Raw genomic sequence first — 18,305 nt, forward strand, 5'->3', positions numbered from 1 at the left:
CTCATACGCATATTGCGGGGACGTTAGCAAGAGGTTGCAGAGAATGGAAGAGCTTGCAGGCGTGTACGCAAGATCTTGCCCTTGCGTTAAAGTGCCGCCATGCGCGCTCGACTGTCCGACATCGCCCAACAGGCCGAAGTCAGCGAGGCAACGGTGTCGCGGGTACTCAACGACCGCCCTGGCGTGGCCCCCGAGACCCGCCAGGCCGTACTGACCGCCCTCGACGTCCTCGGCTACGAGCGCCCGGCCCGGCTGCGCAAGCGCAGCGCCGGCCTGGTGGGACTGGTCGTGCCCGAACTGGACAACCCCATCTTCCCCGCCTTCGCCCAGGTCATCGAGTCGACCCTGGCGCAGAGCGGGTTCACTCCCGTGCTGTGCACCCAGACCCCGGGCGGGGTCACCGAGGACGAGTACGTCGAGAGCCTGCTCGACCGCCAGGTCTCCGGCATCGTCTTCGTCTCGGGCCTGCACGCCGACACCGCGGCCAACCACGACCGCTACCGCGCGCTGATCGCCCGACCGCTGCCGGTCGTCATGATCAACGGGTACGTGCCCGGCATCGCCGCGCCGTTCGTCTCCTGCGACGACCGGGAGGCCACCGAGCTGGCCGTCGCCCACCTGGTCGCCCTCGGACACCGCCGGATCGGCCTGATCACGGGCCCGGACCGGTTCGTGCCGGTGCAGCGCCGGGTCACCGGCTGGCGGGCGGCGATGGGGCGGCTCGCCGGCCTGCCCGAGGCCGAGCTGGACGGGCTGGCCGAGCTGTCGCTGTTCGGCGTGGAGGGCGGCGAGGCGGCCGCCGGGCGCCTGCTGGAGCGCGGCGTCACGGGCATCGTCTGCGGCTCGGACCTGATGGCGCTCGGCGCGATCCGGGCCGCCCGGCAGCGCGGCCTGTCGGTGCCGGGCGACCTGTCGGTGGTCGGGTACGACGACTCGCCCCTGATGGCGTTCACCGACCCACCGCTGACCACCATGCGCCAGCCGGTCATCGCGATGGCGGTCGCCGCCGTCCGGGCCCTGGTCGACGAGATCAACGGGCACGCCGCGCCGCACTCGGAGTACCTGTTCCGGCCCGAGCTGGTGGTGCGCGGCTCCACCGCCGTGGCCCCGCCGGCGACCGCCGGAGGCGGGCCGGACGGCCAGCACCCGACGCCGCCGGCGCTCGCCATCCCCGCCTGAGCCCAGCTCCGGCGGTCGGCGCTCGCGATCCCCGCCTCGGTCCGCTCCGACCATCGGCGTCATTTCTTGCGCAAGAGCTGCTTGACTCTTGCAGCGACCGGGCGGCATCCTGCTGTGACGCCCGCGCGCCACAGTGCCGAAACCGTGCGGGACACGCCGGCCCGCCACAGAACGGGGATCGTCACCGATGACCGCCAGCACCCCCACGCCGCTGACCTCCGACGACGACTGGTGGCGATCCGCGGTCGTCTACCAGGTCTACGTCCGCAGCTTCGCCGACTCCAACGGCGACGGCGTCGGTGACCTGCCGGGCATCCGCGAGCGCCTGCCGTACCTGCGCGACCTCGGGGTCGACGCGCTCTGGCTGACCCCCTTCTACACCTCGCCCATGGTCGACGGCGGCTACGACGTGGCCGACTACCGCGACGTGGACCCGATGTTCGGCACGCTCGCCGACTTCGCCGCCATGATCACCGACGCGCACGCCCTCGACCTGCGGATCATCGTCGACATCGTCCCCAACCACACCTCCGACCAGCACCCCTGGTTCCGCGCCGCGCTCGCCGCCGGCCCCGACTCCGCCGAGCGGGAGCGCTACCTGTTCGCGGACGGCAAGGGGGAACACGGCGAGCTGCCGCCGAACGACTGGGAGAGCATCTTCGGCGGCCCGGCCTGGACGCGGGTGCCGGACGGCCAGTGGTACCTGCACCTGTTCGACCCGGCCCAGCCGGACCTGAACTGGCGCCACCCCGAGGTGCGCGCGGAGTTCGAGGACGTGCTGCGCTTCTGGCTCGACCGGGGCGTGGACGGGTTCCGCGTCGACGTGGCCCACGGCATGATCAAGGCCGAGGGGCTGCCGGACGTCGGCTTCAGCAGCATGACCACCGGCCAGCGCCAGGTGGAACTGCTGGGCAAGGGCCGGCTGCCGTACTTCGACCAGGACGAGGTGCACGAGATCTACCGGGCCTGGCGGCCGATCCTGGACAGCTACCCCGGCGGCCGGATGGCCGTCGCCGAGGCGTGGGCCGAGACGCCGCAGCGGCTGGCCCGCTACATCGGCCCGGACGAACTGCACCAGGCATTCAGCTTCGACTTCCTCGACGCCACCTGGTCGGCCGACTCCTTCCGCAAGGTCGTCGACACCGCCCTGTCCGAGGCCACCATCGTCGGCGCGCCCACCACCTGGGTGCTGTCCAACCACGACAAGCAGCGGCACGTCACCCGGTACGGCGACGGCGAGGTCGGCCTGCGCCGGGCCCGGGCGGCCACCCTGCTGATGCTGGCCCTGCCCGGGTGCGCGTACCTCTACCAGGGCGAGGAGTTGGGCCTGCCGGAGGTGCTGGACCTGCCCGACGAGCTGCGCCAGGACCCGTCCTTCCTGCGCACCGGGGAGAGCCGGGACGGCTGCCGGGTGCCGATCCCGTGGAGCGGCGAGCTGGCCCCGTACGGCTTCGGGCCGGAGGGCAGCGAGCTGAGCTGGCTGCCGGCCCCGGCCACCTGGGCCGCGCTCTCGGTCGCCGCCCAGACCGGCGTGCCCGGCTCCACGCTGGAGCACTACCGCGCCGCGCTGCGGATCCGGCGCGAGCACCCCGCGCTCGCCGCCGACGCGGGCGGCGTGACCTGGCTGGAGGGCACCGGCCCGGGCGTGCTGGCGTTCACCCGCAGCTCCGGCGACACCGTGCTGACCTGCGTGGTCAACCTCAGCGACGCGCCGGTGCTGATCGACGGGTACGGCCGGCCGCTCGTCGCCAGCGCGGAGCTCACCGAGCAGGGCGCCGGGCACGTGCTGCCGGTCGACGCCGCCGCGTGGTTCGAACGGCCCGCGGCCGGGTAACCGAGTTGACGACCTGGTCGTTCGGCGTGCCCCGCGCCGCCGGGCGACTGGGCAACTACCCCTTGTGGTGGGGGGTGTGGTGGCGCCGGCGCCTCGCGGGTCCGTCCCGGGAGGCGCCGGCGTCCGTCGTGGACGGGGCTTCCGCCGGCACCGTCCACCCCGGAGCCGCCGGCGTCGGCCCGTGGAGAATCGACGTCATGGCGTACCTGTTCCTGCTGGCGGCGATCGCCTCCGAGGTGGTCGGCACCAGCCTGCTCAAGGCGACGCACGGGTTCACCCGGCCGTGGCCGACGCTCGGGCTGGCCGTCGCCTACCTGACCGCCTTCGGGCTGCTCGCACTGGCCGTGCGGGACATCCCCGTCGGCGTGGCGTACGCGATGTGGTCGGGGCTGGGCACGGCGGCCATCGTCGCGATCGGGGCCGCGTTCCTCGGCGAGCCGCTCAGCGTTGCCAAGGTGGTGGGCGTCGGGCTCGTCATCGCCGGGGTGGTCGTGCTCAACCTCGGGGGCGCGCACTGAGCCGCGAGTCAGGGTTGGGGGTGTGCCGGAGGCCGACCCGCTCCGGGCGGTCAGGCTTGATCCCTCCGCGGGTCGGCCTCCGGCACACCCCTGCCGCCGGGCGCCGCGCGATCCGGGCGCGCCCGCCGTGGTTTCGCGTCAGCAGCTTTCTCGCCGGGAATCCGGCGATCCGGGCGTCCGCTGTGGTCTCGGGTCGACGCATGGCCGCGGCCCGGGTCAGCGTCCCTTCTCGGCCAGCAGCTTTGCGATCCGTTGGAAGCCGGCCCGCAGCTCGGCCTCGCTCGGCGCGGCGGGCGGGCCGGTCCGCTCGTCCGCCTCGGCCGCCGCCTCCAGCTCGTCGTCGATGACGTCCTCGAAGTCGCCGTAGAGGTCGGCCTGCTCGATATGGGCGGTGTCGTCCGCCGCGGCGATCTGGGCGGCCGCGATCTCGCTGCGGATCTCGTCGGGCGACAGCGCCGGAAGCAGCGGCTCGACCACCGCCATCAGCTGCTCCTCGGCCACCACCGCCTCGGCCAGCGCCAACGCGTGCAGCCGCTCGTACGGGCCGCAGACCACCGGCTCCCACTCGTCGGCGTCGCCGAGCGGGCCGAAGGTGATGATCCACGGCAGGCCGAGCATCGGCGAGTCGTCCGGCAGGTCCAGCGTCACTAGTGCGCCCACGGGCCCATCATGGTCGGTGCTCACGTTCCGGTGAGCGGCATTTGCCTGAATTGTGCGTCCAGGGCGGCCCGGACCAGGGCCAGCGCGGCCTCCGGCGCCACCCCGAGCCGGACGGCCTCGGCCGCGTAGCCCGCCGCCGCCCGCTGCAACCGGTCCGTCGCGTCGTCCCGGCCCGGCGCGACGAAGGTGCCGTGCCGGCCCCGCGTCTCCAGCAGCCCGGCGGCCTCCAGCTCCCGGTACGCCCGGGCCACCGTGTTCACCGCCAGCCCCAGCTCGGCGGCGAGCTGCCGGACCGTCGGCAGCCGGGTGCCCGCCGGCAGCCGGCCGTCCCCGATCTGCTCGGCGAGCTGCCCGCGCACCTGCTCGTACGGCGGCACGGGCCCCGCCGGATCCACCGCGATCAGCACGTCACCCCGCTCCCCCGGGCACGCCCGGGTCGTTCTCGACGTCGAGGTCGGCGGGCCTCGGCCGCTGGGCCAGGTCCACCACCCGACCGTACGGGCTGGTCGCGGCCAGCGCCGCCCCGAACAGGACCAGCTGGTTGAGCAGGTACAGGTACAGCAGCAGCCCGACCGCGGTCGTCACCACCGTGTACGCCGGGTTCCGCTCGGTGCGCACCACGTAGTACCGCCCGACGGTGTTCAGCAGCGTGATGCCGACCGCGACGGTGAACACCACCGGGCGCAGCCGGCGGCGACTCATCCGCAGCCGGGGAACCGCGACCAGCAGCGCGGCGGCCAGCACCATGTTGACCACCACGCTGAGCGCGGCGCTGAGCGTGGTCAGCCCCAGCGAGCCGGTGCTGCGCAGCAGGAAGCGCAGCGCCGACTCCAGCGCGTCCACGGCGGCCACCGACACGCCGATCAGCACGAAGATCCCGATCATGACGGCCAGGTCGACCAGGCGACGCACGACGAAGTTGCCCGGCTGCTGGTTGAGCCCGTACATCAGCCGCTGCGACGAGCGGATCGCCTCGACCCAGCCGATCCCGGTGAAGGCCAGGATGATCAGGCCGACCACCCCGACCGTGTTGCTGCTGCGGGCGATCTGCTCGGGATCGAGGAAGGGCAGGTTCTCCCGCAGGAAGCCGGCTGCCGCCCTGCTGACCTCGTCGTTGTCCTCGATGACCGCCCCGAACGCCGAGTACGCCACCAGGGCGAGCGCGAACACCGCGAAGAACCCGTAGTACGCGATGGCCGCCGCGAGCCGCCCGCCCAGCATCTCGGCGTACAGGTCCCCGGCCCGCCACACGTGGTCGAACGTCCGCGACCGGCGGCGCCAGGAGCTCACCCGCCGGTCGATGCCGGACTCGATCCGCCCCATCAGGTTCACGCCGTCATCCTCGCCGATCCGTCGCCGTCCCACCGGCGGCCCGCCGCATGCTCCGGCTGGAGCGCCCCGACGCGGAGGCCCTCCCGCCGCCCGGCCCGCGGCGCCCGACCCGGTCCACGCGGCGCCGCTCAGCCGCCGAGGAGGAAGTCCCGGCGCGGCTGCCACCGGGTCTGCCCGCTGTGCGAGAACAGGGTGAACGAGTCCACCTCGAACATCGCCGAGAAGTCCGCCAGGTCCTCGTACGCCTTGTCGAGCGCCTCCGGCGCCACGTCCTGCGCGACGGTGACGTGCGGGTGGTACGGGAAGCGGGCCTCCCGGTGCAGCTCGGGCGCGGCGCGGATCGCGGCGGCCAGCAGCTCGCACTCGCTGATCCCGGCGGCCACCGCCACGAAGACCACCTGGGTCACCGGGCGGAACGTGCCGGTGCCCCGCAGGTGCAGGGTGAACGGCAGGTGCGCGGCGGCCACCGCGGTCAGGTGCCGCTCGACCGCGGGCAGCGCGGCCACCGGGATCTCCGTGGGACCGAGCAGCGTCACGTGCGCCGGGACCACCTGCGGGTCGCCGGCCTCGATCCGGCGCCGGGTGAGCGTGCCGCCCCACGGCTCGGGGATGTCCACCGCGATCCCGATCTGGATGGTGTCGCCGGCCGCCGGCGCCCCGTCCCTGCGCTCCACGCTCCGCGCCATCCCTCCGGCCACCGGCCCGTCCACCCGTACCCGCCGCGCCGGGACCGCTACTCGAACCGGACCGGCGGGAAGAACCCGATCCGCTCGTACACGTCGCCCAGCGTCCGCGCGGCCACCACGCGGGCCTTCTCCGCGCCGGCGGCGAGCAGCTTGTCCAGCTGGGCCGGGTCGTCGAGGTACGTCCGGGTGCGCTCCTGGATCGGGGCGACGAACTCCCGCACCACCTCGCCGAGGTCCTTCTTCAGGTCGCCGTAGCCCTTGCCCGCGTACGCGGCCACCAGGTCGTCGATGCTCCGGCCGCTCAGCGCGGAGTAGATGGTGAGCAGGTTGGCGATGCCGGGCTTGGTCCCGGTGTCGAAGACGATCTCCCGGCCGGTGTCGGTGACCGCCGAGCGGATCTTCTTGGCCGAGCGGGCCGGGTCCTCCAGCAGGTCGATGATGCCGGCGGGCGAGGAGGACGACTTCGACATCTTCGCCGTCGGGTCCTGCAGGTCGGTGATCTTCGCCGTGTCCTTGACGATGTGCGGCGCCGGGACGGTGAACGCCGGGCCGAACAGCGTGTTGAACCGCTGGGCCAGATCCCGGGACAGCTCCAGGTGCTGGCGCTGGTCCTCGCCGACCGGCACCGCGTTCGCCTGGTAGAGCAGGATGTCGGCGGCCTGCAGGATCGGGTACGTGAAGAGGCCGACGCTGGCCCGCTCGCTGCCCTGCTTCAGCGACTTGTCCTTGAACTGGGTCATCCGGCTGGCCTCGCCGAAGCCGGTGATGCAACCGAGCACCCACGCCAGCTGCGGGTGCTCGGGCACCTGCGACTGGACGAACAGGGTGCTGCGCTCCGGGTCGATGCCGACGGCCAGCAGCTGCGCGGCGGCGACCCGGGAGCGCTGCCGGAGCACCGACGGGTCGTGCCCGGCGGTGATGGCGTGCAGGTCGACCACGCAGTAGAACGCGTCGTGGGTGTCCTGCAACGCCACCCAGTGCCGCACCGCGCCCAGGTAGTTGCCGAGGTGGAACGAGTCGGCCGTCGGCTGGATGCCGGAGAGAACGCGGGGGCGGGCGGGTGCGTCGGACATGCCGGCAATTCTGTCAGCAAGGCCCGGCGCACGTCATGACGGGCCGGCGGGTCGGGCCTCCGCCGCCACCGCCGGCGCGGCGACCTCGCGCCGCGGCTCGGGCACGCGCACCGCCGAGACGCGGAGCCGGGCCACCCGGCGGCCCTCCAGCGCCAGCACCCGCAGCAGCCAGCCGCCGGGCGGGTCGTCCGGGCCCGGGGCGCCCCCGTCCACCGCCCCCGGGGCGACCGGCACCTCGTCGCCGGCCACCGGCAGCCGGCCCAGCGCGGCCATCACGTACCCGCCGACCGTCTCGTACGGGCCGGCGGGCAGCCGCAGCCCGGTCCGCTCGGCGAAGTCGGCGAGGTTGAGCCGGCCGTCGACCACCGCCGGCAGCCCGGCCAGCGGCGGCTCGGGAGTCGTGTCGTACTCGTCGTGGATCTCCCCGATCAGCTCCTCGATCAGGTCCTCCAGGGTGACGATGCCGGCCGTGCCGCCGTACTCGTCGACCACCACCGCCAGGTGGTGCCGCTCACGGCGCATCTCGGTCAGCGCGGCCAGCACCCGCTTGCTGCCGGGCAGCCGCTTGACCTCCCGGGTCAGCTCGCCCACCGTGGTGCACGGGTCGAGGTCGGGGCGCAGCAGCACGTCGCGCAGGTGCACGAAGCCGACCACGTCGTCGTGGGTGCCGTCGACCACCGGGTACCGGGTGTGCGTCTCGGCCCGGACCAGCCGTTCCGCCTCGGCGATGGTCAGCCCGGCGGACAGGAACACCACCTCGGTGCGGGGCATCATCACCTCACGGACCAGGCTCGCCCCGGCCACCAGCACCTCGTCGATGATCCGCCGCTCGTCCGGGTCGATGACGGTGTTCGCGGCGACCAGGTCGCGCAGCTCCGCCTCGCTGATGCGCTCCCGGCCCGCGGCGGGACTCGCCCCGAGCAGGTCGGTGACCAGCCGCGTCGCGGCGTCGGCGGCCCGCACCACCAGCCGGGCGACCGTGCGGGCCAGCGGGCCCGGTTCGCGTCGGGCCCGCCCCGGCGGTCGCCGCCGGGGCCCGGGACCACCCGCTTCCCGCATGACAGTGATGGTAGACACCGCCGGGGTACGGCACGCACCGTCCGCCCGGGACGCCGCCCGGGGCGGCGCGGTTGGCCGGGCCGACGGCAGCGCGGACCCGGCGGACGGCCGTAGTGTGATCACGAGCGGTCGCGGCGAGGCGGCCAGGCAGGAGGACCGGACGTGAAACTGCTCGTCACCGGCGGCGCCGGCTACATCGGCAGCGTGGTGACCCGGATGCTGCTCGACGCCGGCCACGAGGTCGTCGTCCTGGACGACCTGCGCACCGGGCACCGGGAGGCCCTCGCCCCGGAGGCCACCTGGGTCGACGCGCCGGTCCACGAGGCGGCCCGGGTGCTCACCCCCGGCTCGGGCTTCGACGGGGTGCTGCACTTCGCCGCTCTCATCGCCGCCGGCGAGTCGATGGTCAAGCCGGAGCTGTACTGGCGGACCAACACCGTCGGCTCCCTCGCCCTGATCGACGCGGTCCGGGCGGCCGGCGTGCCCCGCCTGGTCTTCTCCTCCACCGCCGCCGTCTACGGCAACCCCGTCGAGCTGCCCATCCCCGAGACCGCGGTGAAGGCCCCCACCAACACGTACGGGGCCACGAAACTCGCCGTCGACATGGCGCTCACCTCCGAGGCGATCGGGCACGACCTGGCCGCCGTGTCGCTGCGCTACTTCAACGTGGCCGGGGCGTACCTGCGCGGCGGGCACGCCATCGGCGAGCGGCACGACCCGGAGACCCACCTGATCCCGATCGCGCTGGAGGTCGCCGCCGGCCGCCGGGAGAAGCTCCAGCTCTTCGGCGACGACTACCCCACCGTCGACGGCACCTGCGTCCGCGACTACATCCACGTCGAGGACCTGGCCCGCGCCCACCTGCTGGCGCTGACCGCGGCCGTCGCCGGCCGGCACCGCATCTACAACCTGGGCAACGGGGCCGGGTTCACCAACCGGCAGGTGGTCGAGGTGGTCCGCGAGGTCACCGGGCACCCGGTGCCGGTGGAGGTGTCGCCGCGCCGCGAGGGGGACCCGGTCGAGCTGGTCGCCTCCTCCGCCCTGGCCCGCGAGGAGCTGGGCTGGGCGCCCGAGAAGCCGACCCTGCACGACATGGTCGGCGATGCCTGGGCCTTCTACCGCACCCACCTGCTGGACCGCCCGTGACCGACACCGCGCCCCCCGCCGTTCCCGCGTCCCCCACCGCGCGCCCGCACGCGGCGGTCGACCCCGCGCGCCCCGGCCCGGTCGCCGACGTCGCCGACCGCGCCGCCGCCGGCTTCGCCGACCGGTACGCCGGGTCGCCCGCCGGCCGCTGGGCCGCGCCCGGCCGGGCGAACCTGATCGGCGAGCACACCGACTACAACGACGGCTTCGTGCTGCCGTTCGCGCTGCCGCTGCGCACCGTCGTCGCCGCCGACCGCCAGGAGGGGCCGCGGTGGACGGTCTGGTCGGAGCTGTCCGGCGAGCCGGTCAGCTTCGGCGCGGACGAGGTCGCCGAGCCCGGCCGGGTCACCGGCTGGGCCGCGTACGTGGCCGGGGTGGTCTGGGCGTTGCGCGACGCCGGCCACGACGTGCCCGGCGCGCGGCTGGCCATCGCCTCCGACGTGCCGCTCGGCTCCGGGCTGTCCTCCTCCGCCGCCCTGGAGGCGGCGGTGCTCGCCGCCCTGGTGGACCTGGGCGGGCTGGACCTGCCGACCGAGCGGTGGCCCCGGCTCGCCCAGCGCGCCGAGAACGCCTACGTCGGCGCGCCCACCGGGATCCTGGACCAGTCGGCCGTGATCCGGTGCCGGGCCGGGCACGCGCTGTTCCTCGACTGCCGCACCGAGGCGATCGAACACATCCCGTTCGACCTGGCCGCCGCCGGCCTGGCCGTGCTGGTCGTCGACAGCCGGGCCCCGCACCGGCACGCCGACGGCGAGTACGCTGCCCGCCGCGCCGCCTGCGAGCGGGCCGCCCACCTGCTCGGCGTACCCGCGCTCCGCGACGTCCCCGCCGCCGGGCTGGACGCCGCGCTGGCCCGGCTCGACGACGACGAGACCCGCCGCCGGGTCCGGCACGTCGTCACCGAGGACCAGCGCGTCCTGGACACCGTCGAGCTGCTGCGCGCCGGCCGCGTCCGCGACACCGGCCCGCTGCTGACGGCCTCGCACGCCTCGATGCGGGACGATTTCGAGATCACCGTGCCGGAGGTCGACACCGCGGTCGAGGCGGCCCTCGCGGCCGGCGCGTACGGGGCCCGGATGACCGGCGGCGGCTTCGGCGGCTGCGTCCTCGCCCTGGTCGACGCCGACCGGGCCGACGCGGTGGCCGCCGCCGTCACGGCCGCGTACGCCGAGCGGGGCTACCGCGCCCCCGGCCTGTACCGCGCCACCCCCGCCCCCGGCGCCCACCGCCTGTGAGGAAGGGGCCCCGGATCGGGGCCCCTTCTCGACGGCTGGCGGAACGAACGGCGTCAGGACGTCTCGACGATCATCCCGGCGCCGACGGTGCGGTTGGTGGTCTCGTCGATGATCACGAAGCCGCCGGTGGTGCGGTTGCGCCGGTACTCGTCGGCGAGCAGCGGCACCGTGGTACGCAGCCGCACCCGGCCGATCTCGTTGAGCTTCAGCTCGCCGGCCGCCTCGTCCCGGTGCAGCGAGTTGATGTCCAGCCGGTAGTGCAGCCCGCGCACGATCGCCCGGGCCGACCGGGTGGTGTGCTTGATCGCGTACTTGCCGCCGACCTGCAGCGGCCGGGTCTCGTCCATCCAGCAGACCATCGCCTCGATGTCCTGCGTGACGGCCGGGGCGTTGTTCGGCCGGCAGATCATGTCGCCGCGGGAGATGTCGATCTCGTCGGTCAGGCGGACCGTCACCGACATCGGCGGGAACGCCTCCTCCACCGGCCCGTCGGCGGTCTCCACCGACGCGATCCGGCTGGTGAAACCCGAGGGCAGCACCATCACCTCGTCGCCGGGCTTGAGTACCCCCGACGCCACCTGCCCCGCGTAACCCCGGTAGTCGGTGACCGTGGTCGACTGCGGCCGGATCACGTACTGCACCGGGAACCGGACGTCGACCAGGTTGCGGTCGGAGGCGATGTGCACCCGCTCCAGGTGGTGCAGCAGCGACGGCCCCTCGTACCAGGGCATGTTCTCCGACCGGGCCACGATGTTGTCGCCCTTCAGCGCCGAGATCGGCACCACGGTCAGGTCGGGCGCGTCGAGCTTCGCCGCGAACGCGGTGAACTCGTCGGCGATCCGCTCGAACACCTCCTGCGACCAGTCGACCAGGTCCATCTTGTTCACGCACAGCACCAGGTGCGGCACCCGCAGCAGCGAGCACAGGAACGCGTGCCGGCGCGACTGCTCCACCAGCCCCTTGCGCGCGTCCACCAGGATCAGCGCCAGGTCGGCCGTCGAGGCGCCGGTGACCATGTTCCGGGTGTACTGGATGTGCCCGGGGGTGTCCGCGATGATGAACTTCCGCCGCGGGGTGGCGAAGTAGCGGTACGCCACGTCGATGGTGATGCCCTGCTCCCGCTCGGCCCGCAGCCCGTCGGTGAGCAACGCCAGGTTGGTGTACTCGTCGCCCCGGGCCGCCGACACCGCCTCGACCGCGGCGAGCTGGTCGGTGAACAGCGACTTCGTGTCGTACAGCAGCCGGCCGATCAGGGTCGACTTGCCGTCGTCGACGCTGCCCGCCGTGGCGAACCGCAGCAGGTCCATCGGCCGCGGCGCCGCATCGGCCCCGGGGGCCAGGGTCTCCACGCTCATCAGAAGTAGCCCTCCCGCTTACGGTCCTCCATCGCGGCCTCGCTGACCCGGTCGTCACCGCGGGTCGCGCCGCGCTCGGTGATCCGCGTCGCGGCCACCTCCTCGATCACCTTCTCCACCGTGTCGGCGTCCGACCGCACCGCCGCCGTGCAGGAGGCGTCACCCACCGTCCGGTACCGCACCTGCGCCTTGAACCGCTCCTCGCCGGAGCGCGGCTGGAAGAACTCGTTCACCGCGTACAGCATGCCGTCCCGCTCGATCACCTCACGCTCGTGCGCGTAGTAGATCGACGGCAGGGGGATCCGCTCCCGGGCGATGTAGTGCCACACGTCCAACTCCGTCCAGTTGGACAACGGGAACACCCGGATCGACTCCCCCGGGTGGTGCCGCCCGTTGTACAGCGCCCACAGCTCGGGCCGCTGGTTCTTCGGGTCCCACTGGCCGAACTCGTCGCGGAAGCTGAACACCCGCTCCTTGGCCCGGGCCTTCTCCTCGTCGCGGCGGGCGCCGCCGAACAGCGCGTCGAAGCGGTGCTTCTCCACCGCGTCCAGCAGCACCGGGGTCTGGATCCGGTTGCGCATCCCGTCGGCCGACTCCCGCACCATGCCGCTGGCCAGGGCCTCCGGCACGCTGGCCACGATCAGGTGCAGGCCCAGCTCGGTCACGCGCTGGTCCCGGTACTCCAGCACCTCCGGGAAGTTGTGGCCCGTGTCGACGTGCATGACCGGGAAGGGGATGCTGGCCGGGGCGAACGCCTTCTGGGCCAGCCGGAGCATCACGATCGAGTCCTTGCCGCCGGAGAAGAGCAGCACCGGCCGCTCCATCTCCGCGACCACCTCGCGCATCACGAAGATGCTCTCCGCCTCCAGCGCGTCGAGGTGGGAGACCTGGTACGCGGCGGGGGTGGTCATGACACGGGCTCGATTCGCTCGGATCCGCTCATGGATTCCAGACCTTTCCGGTCGGACACGTGAAGAAGAACGTCAGGCTACCCGGAATGCCGCTGCAGCGCTGCAAGCAACCGACTGGCGAGATCCTTGCGGCACACCAGCAGGTCTGGCAGACGAGGATCCGCCTCGTTGTATTTCAGCGCAGATCCGTCGATTCGGGAAGCATGCAAGCCGGTGGCTGTGGCCACAGCCACCGGAGCGGCCGAGTCCCACTCGTACTGACCGCCCGCGTGGATGTACGCGTCGACCTCACCGGTCACCACCGCGGCGATCTTCGCCCCCGCCGAGCCCATCGGCACGAGATGCGCGCCGACGTCCTCCGCCAGATCGGTCAGAAAAACGGGCGGACGGCTACGACTGGCCGCCAACCGGACGGCCCGCCCGTCACCCGAGGTCGCCGCCTCCAACGTCATCGGCGGGTACGCCGGCGGGTAGTCCGTGGCCAGCACCCGGTGCTGCGCCGGCAGCGCCACCGCGCCCGCGACCAGCCCGTGCGGCGCGGGGGCGGTGCGCGCCCAGAGCGCCACGTGCACCGCCCAGTCCGCCCGCCCCTCCTCGGCGAACTCCCGCGTGCCGTCCAGCGGGTCGACGATCCACACCCGGTCCGCGGTCAGCCGGGACACCGTCCCGGCGTTCACCTCCGCCGCCCACGCCAGCCGGGACCCCTCGTCCTCCTCCGAGAGCACCGCGTCACCCGGGCGCCACTTCGCCAACTCCGTCCGGATCAGGTCGTGCGACACCTTGTCCCCGGCCGACCGCAACGCCCCCGAGTCGGCGAACCCCATCTCCGTACGCAGGCCGAGCAGCGCCTGCCCGGCCCGGGCCGCCAGCCACCGGGCGAACGCGCCGTCGATCATCGGAGGACTACCCACCACTCGCTCCCGTCGCCTCGCCGCGACCGCACCGTCGCCGGTCGCGAAACGCCGAAAAGGCGCAGACTACCCCCGCGCGACCCCGATCCGGGTACGCCCCGCCCTGGTCAGCCCCCGTGGTACAGGTTCTGCGTCGGCTCCACGCCCCGGGTGACCACCGACTCCAGCACGTCGGCCGCCCGGTCCACCAGGAACTCCAACTCCTTGCGCTCGACGGCCGAGAAGTCCGACAGCACGTAGTCCGCCGGATCCTGCCGCCCCGGCGGCCGGCCGATGCCGAACCGCACCCGGACGTAGTCCTTCGTCCCCAGCGACTTCGACATCGACCGCAGGCCGTTGTGCCCGCCCTCGCCGCCGCCGCACTTCACCCGCAGCACGCCGTAGCCGATGTCCAGCTCGTCGTGGACCGCGATCACCCGCCCAGGCGGCACCTTGTGGAACTGCGCCAGGCCCGCCACCGGACCACCCGACAGGTTCATGTACGTCAGCGGCTTCACCAGCACCAGCTTCGGCCCGCCGAACCCCAGCCGCCCCTCGGCGACCTCCGCCACCGCCCGCTTGTGCCGGCCGAACCGCGCGCCCAGCCGGGCCGCCAACAGGTCCGCCACCATGAACCCGACGTTGTGCCGGTTGCCCGCGTACTCCCGACCGGGGTTGCCCAGGCCGACCACCAGCCACGGCCCCGCCTCGTCCGTCACGCCACGTCCCTTCCGCTCTCACCGCACCGCCCGCCGGCCATTCTCACCCGCGCCGCACCGCGCGGCGGCTGGCGGCCGTCCCGATACGCCGACAGGCGCCCCCGGACACCGGGAGCGCCTGTCGCACAGATCGCGGACCGATCAGGCCTGGGTCTGCGCCTCGGCCGGGGTCTCCTCGCCCTCGGCCGCGGCGGCCTCGGCACCCTCCGCGGTGGTCTCCTCGCCGACCTCGGCCTCGGCCTCCTCGGCCGCCGCCTCGACCTCGGGCAGGGTGGCCTCCAGCTGCTCGGCCGTCGGGGCGGCGGTCACCGTGGCGACCGGCAGCTCCGGGTCCGCGGCCAGCTCGACGCCGGCCGGCAGCGTGACGTCCGCGGCGGTGACCTGGACACCCGCCACCGCGCCGTCGATCGAGGCCTCCAGGTGGTCCGGCACCTGCGTGGCCTCGGCGGTCACGGTCAGCGTGGCGTGGTCGTGCACGATCAGGGTGTCCTGGGCGGCCGCACCGGTCAGCTCGACCGGAACCTCGACGGTGACCTTCTCGCCCCGGCGGACGAGCAGCAGGTCGATGTGCTCGAAGGTGTCCTTGATCGGGTCCCGCTGGATCGCCTTCGGCAGCGCCAACACCTGCGTGCCGTCGCTGACCTCGATCGCGAAGAGCTGGTTGGCGCCGCCCTTACGGATCGCGGCGGCGAACTCACGCGCGGGCAGCGCGATGTGCTTGGGCTTCTCGCCGTGGCCGTACAGCACGGCGGGCACCTTGCCGGCCCGGCGGGTACGACGGGCACCACCCTTGCCGAACTCGGTACGGGGCTCGGCGCTGATCTTTACCTCGGACACGGGGAAACTCCTGATGCTTTCGCGCGGCGGCTTGTCGACTGGCGGTGCTGGGGCGAGGGGCTCGCTGGGGGCTCATGCGTCATGAACGACTGCCCGGAGCACCGCGTCGATGACGGCGCCTCCGTGCGGCGCTTTTCAGCGGCCCGCAGGGCACCCTCGCCGTGGCAACCGCACCAGTCTACCCGAGGGCGTAGCGCCCCCGACGGCAGTACCCGCCTCCCCCGCCACCATGGGCCGAAACCCCCGTCCGGCGGCCGGCCACCCCGGGCCCGCCGCCGGACGGATCGTCAGCTCAGGCCGCCGAAGAGGGTCGTCACCGACCCGTCGTCGAAGACCTCCCGGATCGCCCGCGCCAGCAGCGGGGCGATCGACAGCACCGTGAGCTTGTCGAGCTGCTTCTCCGGCGGCAGCGGCAGCGTGTTCGTCACCACGACCTCGCTGATCGGGCTGTTCTTCAGCCGCTCCGTCGCCGGGTCCGACAGCAGCGCGTGGGTCGCCGCCACCACGATCTCCGCCGCCCCGGCCTCCTTGAGGATGTCCGCGGCCTTCGCGATCGTGCCACCGGTGTCGATCATGTCGTCCACGACGAGGCACACCCGGCCCTCGACCTCACCGACCACACGGTTCGCCACCACCTGGTTCGGCTTGAGCGGGTCCCGGGTCTTGTGGATGAACGCCAGCGGGCACCCGCCCAGCCGGTCCGTCCACCGCTCCGCCACCCGCACCCGGCCCGAGTCCGGCGCCACCACCGTCATCGGCCGGCCGGCGAACCTGCGCTCCACGTACTCGGCCAGCACGTCCATCGCGAACAGGTGGTCCACCGGGCCGTCGAAGAAGCCCTGGATCTGCGCGGTGTGCAGGTCCACCGTCAGAATGCGGTTCGCGCCGGCCGTCTTCAGCAGGTCGGCCACCAGCCGCGCCGAGATCGGCTCCCGGCCGCGGTGCTTCTTGTCCTGCCGCGCGTACGGATAGAACGGCAGGACGACCGTGATCCGCTTCGCCGACCCGCGCTTCAGCGCGTCGATCATGATCAGGGTCTCCATGACCCACGTGTTGACCCCGTGCGTGACCGACTGCACCACGAAGGCGTCCGAGCCGCGCACCGAGTCCTTGTACCGTACGAAGATCTCGCCGTTGGCGAACTCGTACGCGTCGGTGGGCGTCGGCGCGACGCCGAGCACCTCACCGATCTCCTTGGCCAACTCCGGAAAACCACGCCCGGAGAAGAGCATCAGGCTCTTACGGTTTTCGGCGACGATGCTGCCCATGGGCCCGTCTGCTCCCGTTGGTCGGTGATACCCGGCTGCGGTGTGGGCCGGGCTGTTCGGTTGCAGTATCTCCCCTGCCCGAGGGCCGTCCCACCGCCTCGGCACCCCCGTGGATTGCCTCACTGTCCCTTGCGGCTCACCCGTCAGCCGACGCATCCTCCGCCGCTTCCGCCGCAGCCTGCCGGGCCCGCTCGGCCGCCTCCGCCGACGCCGTGCCGGCCCGCCGCAGGGACACCCAGTCCTCGATGCTCCGCTGCGGCGCGCGGGTCACCCCGAGCGCCCCCGGCGGCACGTCCTGGGTGATCGCGCTGCCCGCCGCGACGTACGCGCCCGCCCCCACCTCGACCGGGGCGATCAGCGTCGTGTCGCAGCCCACGAACGCCGCCTCCCCGACCGTCGTGCGGTGCTTGTTCACCCCGTCGTAGTTCACGAAGATCGTCGCCGCGCCGATGTTGGCCTTCGCCCCGATCGTCGCGTCCCCCACGTACGACAGGTGTGGCACCTTCGCGCCCGCGCCGACCTCGGAGTTCTTCACCTCGACGAACGTGCCCACCTTCGCCTTCTCGGCCAGCTTCGCCGCCGGCCGCAGGTACGCGTACGGCCCGACGCTCGCCCCCGGGCCCACCTCGGCGCCGACGGCGTGGCTGCGCAGCACGGTCGCCCCTGGGCCGACCACCGTGTCGATCAGCGTCACGTCGGGGCCGACCACCGCCTGCGCCCCGACCACCGTGCCGCCCCGCAGCTGGGTGTTCTGGTCGATCACCGCGTCCCGGTCCACCGCGACCGTCACGTCGATCCAGGTCGTCTCCGGGTCCAGGATGCTGACGCCGGTGCGCATCCAGGCCTCGTTGACCCGGTCGCGCAGCAGCCGGCGCAGCGCCGCCAGCTCCACCCGGTCGTTGCAGCCGAGCGTCTCGGCGTGGTCGGCGGCCACGTGCACCGCCACCGGCTCCCCCGCGGAGCCGAGTAGCCCGAAGACGTCGGTCAGGTACTCCTCGCCCTGGTCGTTGTCCGTGGAGAGCTTGCCCAGCGCGTCCCGCAGCCGCGCCCCGTCGAACGCGTAGATGCCCGCGTTGATCTCCCGCGACGCCCGCTGCTCCGGCGTCGCGTCGCGCTCCTCGACGATCCGCTCCAGCCGGCCCGCGGCGTCCCGGACGATCCGGCCCAGCCCGGTCGGGTCGGGCACCTCGGCGGCCAGCACCGTGGCCGCCGCCCCCGCGTCCTCGTGCGCCGCCACGAGCGCGGCGACCGTCTCGGCGCGCAGCAGTGGCACGTCGCCGTTGAGCACGACCACCGTCCCGGCGGCCTCCGGCACGGCGTCCAGCGCGATCCGGACCGCGTGGCCGGTGCCCAACTGCTCGGCCTGGAGCACCGCAGTGGCGTCCGGGGCGATCTCGGCCAGGTGCGCCCGTACCTGGTCGGCACCGTGCCCGACGACGACCACCGTCCGGTCGGCGGCGAGCGGCGCGGCGGCGGCGAACACGTGGCCGACGAGTGTCCGGCCGAGCAGCGGATGCAGCACCTTGGGCAGCGCCGACTTCATCCGCTTGCCCTCCCCGGCGGCGAGCACGACGACGGTACGGAGGTGGGGCTGGGACACGAC

General features: G+C 73.5%; 18 protein-coding genes and 1 pseudogene. 6 read left to right on the plus strand and 13 right to left on the minus strand.

The window, feature by feature from the left end; all coding sequences use genetic code 11:
• Positions 1 to 99: 99 nt before the first annotated feature.
• The 3 genes from ACGFIZ_RS17355 (at position 100) to ACGFIZ_RS17365 (ending at position 3,531) form a co-directional block, all read left to right on the plus strand.
• The gene (locus tag ACGFIZ_RS17355; RefSeq protein WP_393420314.1) at positions 100 to 1,179 is read left to right on the plus strand and encodes a LacI family DNA-binding transcriptional regulator; all 1,080 of its coding nucleotides are present in this window, start codon (positions 100 to 102) and stop codon (positions 1,177 to 1,179) included.
• 187 nt (positions 1,180 to 1,366) lie between these two features.
• Positions 1,367 to 3,013: a glycoside hydrolase family 13 protein gene (locus ACGFIZ_RS17360; RefSeq protein ID WP_393420316.1), complete on the plus strand. Its 1,647-nt coding sequence runs from the start codon at positions 1,367 to 1,369 to the stop codon at positions 3,011 to 3,013.
• 5 nt (positions 3,014 to 3,018) lie between these two features.
• Positions 3,019 to 3,531, plus strand: coding sequence for a DMT family transporter (locus tag ACGFIZ_RS17365; RefSeq protein WP_393420318.1), 513 nt, complete (start codon positions 3,019 to 3,021; stop codon positions 3,529 to 3,531).
• A gap of 216 nt (positions 3,532 to 3,747) precedes the next feature.
• Here the strand turns inward: ACGFIZ_RS17365 and ACGFIZ_RS17370 are convergent, their stop codons facing one another.
• From ACGFIZ_RS17370 to ACGFIZ_RS17395, 6 genes are all read right to left on the minus strand, one after another.
• Entirely contained in the window at positions 3,748 to 4,191 is a 444-nt protein-coding gene (locus tag ACGFIZ_RS17370; RefSeq protein WP_393420320.1) for a hypothetical protein, read from the minus strand.
• A 20-nt stretch (positions 4,192 to 4,211) separates the two neighbouring features.
• Positions 4,212 to 4,598: a GntR family transcriptional regulator gene (locus ACGFIZ_RS17375; RefSeq protein WP_393420322.1), complete on the minus strand. Its 387-nt coding sequence runs from the start codon at positions 4,596 to 4,598 to the stop codon at positions 4,212 to 4,214.
• 1 nt (position 4,599) lies between these two features.
• Positions 4,600 to 5,523, minus strand: coding sequence for a YihY/virulence factor BrkB family protein (locus ACGFIZ_RS17380; RefSeq protein WP_393420324.1), 924 nt, complete (start codon positions 5,521 to 5,523; stop codon positions 4,600 to 4,602).
• Positions 5,524 to 5,651: 128 nt separating this feature from the next.
• On the minus strand, positions 5,652 to 6,209 hold the full coding sequence (locus ACGFIZ_RS17385) for a 2'-5' RNA ligase family protein (protein ID WP_393420404.1): 558 nt from the start codon (positions 6,207 to 6,209) through the stop codon (positions 5,652 to 5,654).
• 47 nt (positions 6,210 to 6,256) lie between these two features.
• On the minus strand, positions 6,257 to 7,282 hold the full coding sequence (trpS, locus tag ACGFIZ_RS17390; protein WP_393420326.1) for a tryptophan--tRNA ligase: 1,026 nt from the start codon (positions 7,280 to 7,282) through the stop codon (positions 6,257 to 6,259).
• 33 nt (positions 7,283 to 7,315) lie between these two features.
• Complete coding sequence (locus tag ACGFIZ_RS17395; protein ID WP_393420328.1) at positions 7,316 to 8,341, minus strand: hemolysin family protein; 1,026 nt, start codon at positions 8,339 to 8,341, stop codon at positions 7,316 to 7,318.
• On the opposite strand from ACGFIZ_RS17395, the gene ACGFIZ_RS17400 reads away from it, so the two are divergent.
• From ACGFIZ_RS17400 to galK, 3 genes are read left to right on the plus strand one after another with little or no spacing between them, the layout of a single operon-like run.
• Positions 8,340 to 8,507 (plus strand): hypothetical protein, encoded by a 168-nt coding sequence (locus ACGFIZ_RS17400; RefSeq protein WP_393420330.1) that lies wholly within the window; start codon positions 8,340 to 8,342, stop codon positions 8,505 to 8,507. The two genes, ACGFIZ_RS17395 and ACGFIZ_RS17400, sit on opposite strands and share 2 nt — an antisense overlap.
• 50 nt (positions 8,508 to 8,557) lie before the next feature.
• A complete protein-coding gene (gene galE / locus ACGFIZ_RS17405) occupies positions 8,558 to 9,487 on the plus strand; it encodes a UDP-glucose 4-epimerase GalE (RefSeq protein ID WP_393420406.1) in 930 nt (309 codons plus the stop codon).
• Positions 9,484 to 10,722, plus strand: coding sequence for a galactokinase (gene galK, locus ACGFIZ_RS17410; RefSeq protein ID WP_393420332.1), 1,239 nt, complete (start codon positions 9,484 to 9,486; stop codon positions 10,720 to 10,722). Before galE ends, galK begins: the two co-directional genes overlap by 4 nt.
• Before the next feature lie 53 nt (positions 10,723 to 10,775).
• Here the strand turns inward: galK and cysN are convergent, their stop codons facing one another.
• The 7 genes and pseudogenes from cysN to glmU all read right to left on the minus strand — a co-directional run.
• Positions 10,776 to 12,077: a sulfate adenylyltransferase subunit CysN gene (gene cysN / locus ACGFIZ_RS17415; RefSeq protein WP_393420334.1), complete on the minus strand. Its 1,302-nt coding sequence runs from the start codon at positions 12,075 to 12,077 to the stop codon at positions 10,776 to 10,778.
• Complete coding sequence (cysD, locus tag ACGFIZ_RS17420; protein ID WP_393420336.1) at positions 12,077 to 12,988, minus strand: sulfate adenylyltransferase subunit CysD; 912 nt, start codon at positions 12,986 to 12,988, stop codon at positions 12,077 to 12,079. Before cysD ends, cysN begins: the two co-directional genes overlap by 1 nt.
• Before the next feature lie 77 nt (positions 12,989 to 13,065).
• Complete coding sequence (locus ACGFIZ_RS17425) at positions 13,066 to 13,884, minus strand: inositol monophosphatase family protein (RefSeq protein WP_393420408.1); 819 nt, start codon at positions 13,882 to 13,884, stop codon at positions 13,066 to 13,068.
• 122 nt (positions 13,885 to 14,006) lie between these two features.
• Positions 14,007 to 14,597, minus strand: coding sequence for an aminoacyl-tRNA hydrolase (gene pth, locus ACGFIZ_RS17430; RefSeq protein WP_393420338.1), 591 nt, complete (start codon positions 14,595 to 14,597; stop codon positions 14,007 to 14,009).
• A gap of 141 nt (positions 14,598 to 14,738) precedes the next feature.
• Positions 14,739 to 15,434, minus strand: a complete 696-nt coding sequence (locus ACGFIZ_RS17435) for a 50S ribosomal protein L25/general stress protein Ctc (RefSeq protein WP_393420340.1) — start codon at positions 15,432 to 15,434, stop codon at positions 14,739 to 14,741.
• Between the two features lie 287 nt (positions 15,435 to 15,721).
• Complete coding sequence (locus tag ACGFIZ_RS17440; RefSeq protein ID WP_393420342.1) at positions 15,722 to 16,702, minus strand: ribose-phosphate diphosphokinase; 981 nt, start codon at positions 16,700 to 16,702, stop codon at positions 15,722 to 15,724.
• 55 nt (positions 16,703 to 16,757) lie between these two features.
• Positions 16,758 to 18,302: pseudogene (glmU, locus tag ACGFIZ_RS17445) on the minus strand (bifunctional UDP-N-acetylglucosamine diphosphorylase/glucosamine-1-phosphate N-acetyltransferase GlmU); the annotation flags it as partial.
• Between the last annotated feature and the right edge of the window lie 3 nt (positions 18,303 to 18,305).

This window comes from Micromonospora sp. NPDC048830 (genome assembly GCF_043198215.1).
In the GTDB taxonomy this organism is placed as follows: domain Bacteria; phylum Actinomycetota; class Actinomycetes; order Mycobacteriales; family Micromonosporaceae; genus Micromonospora.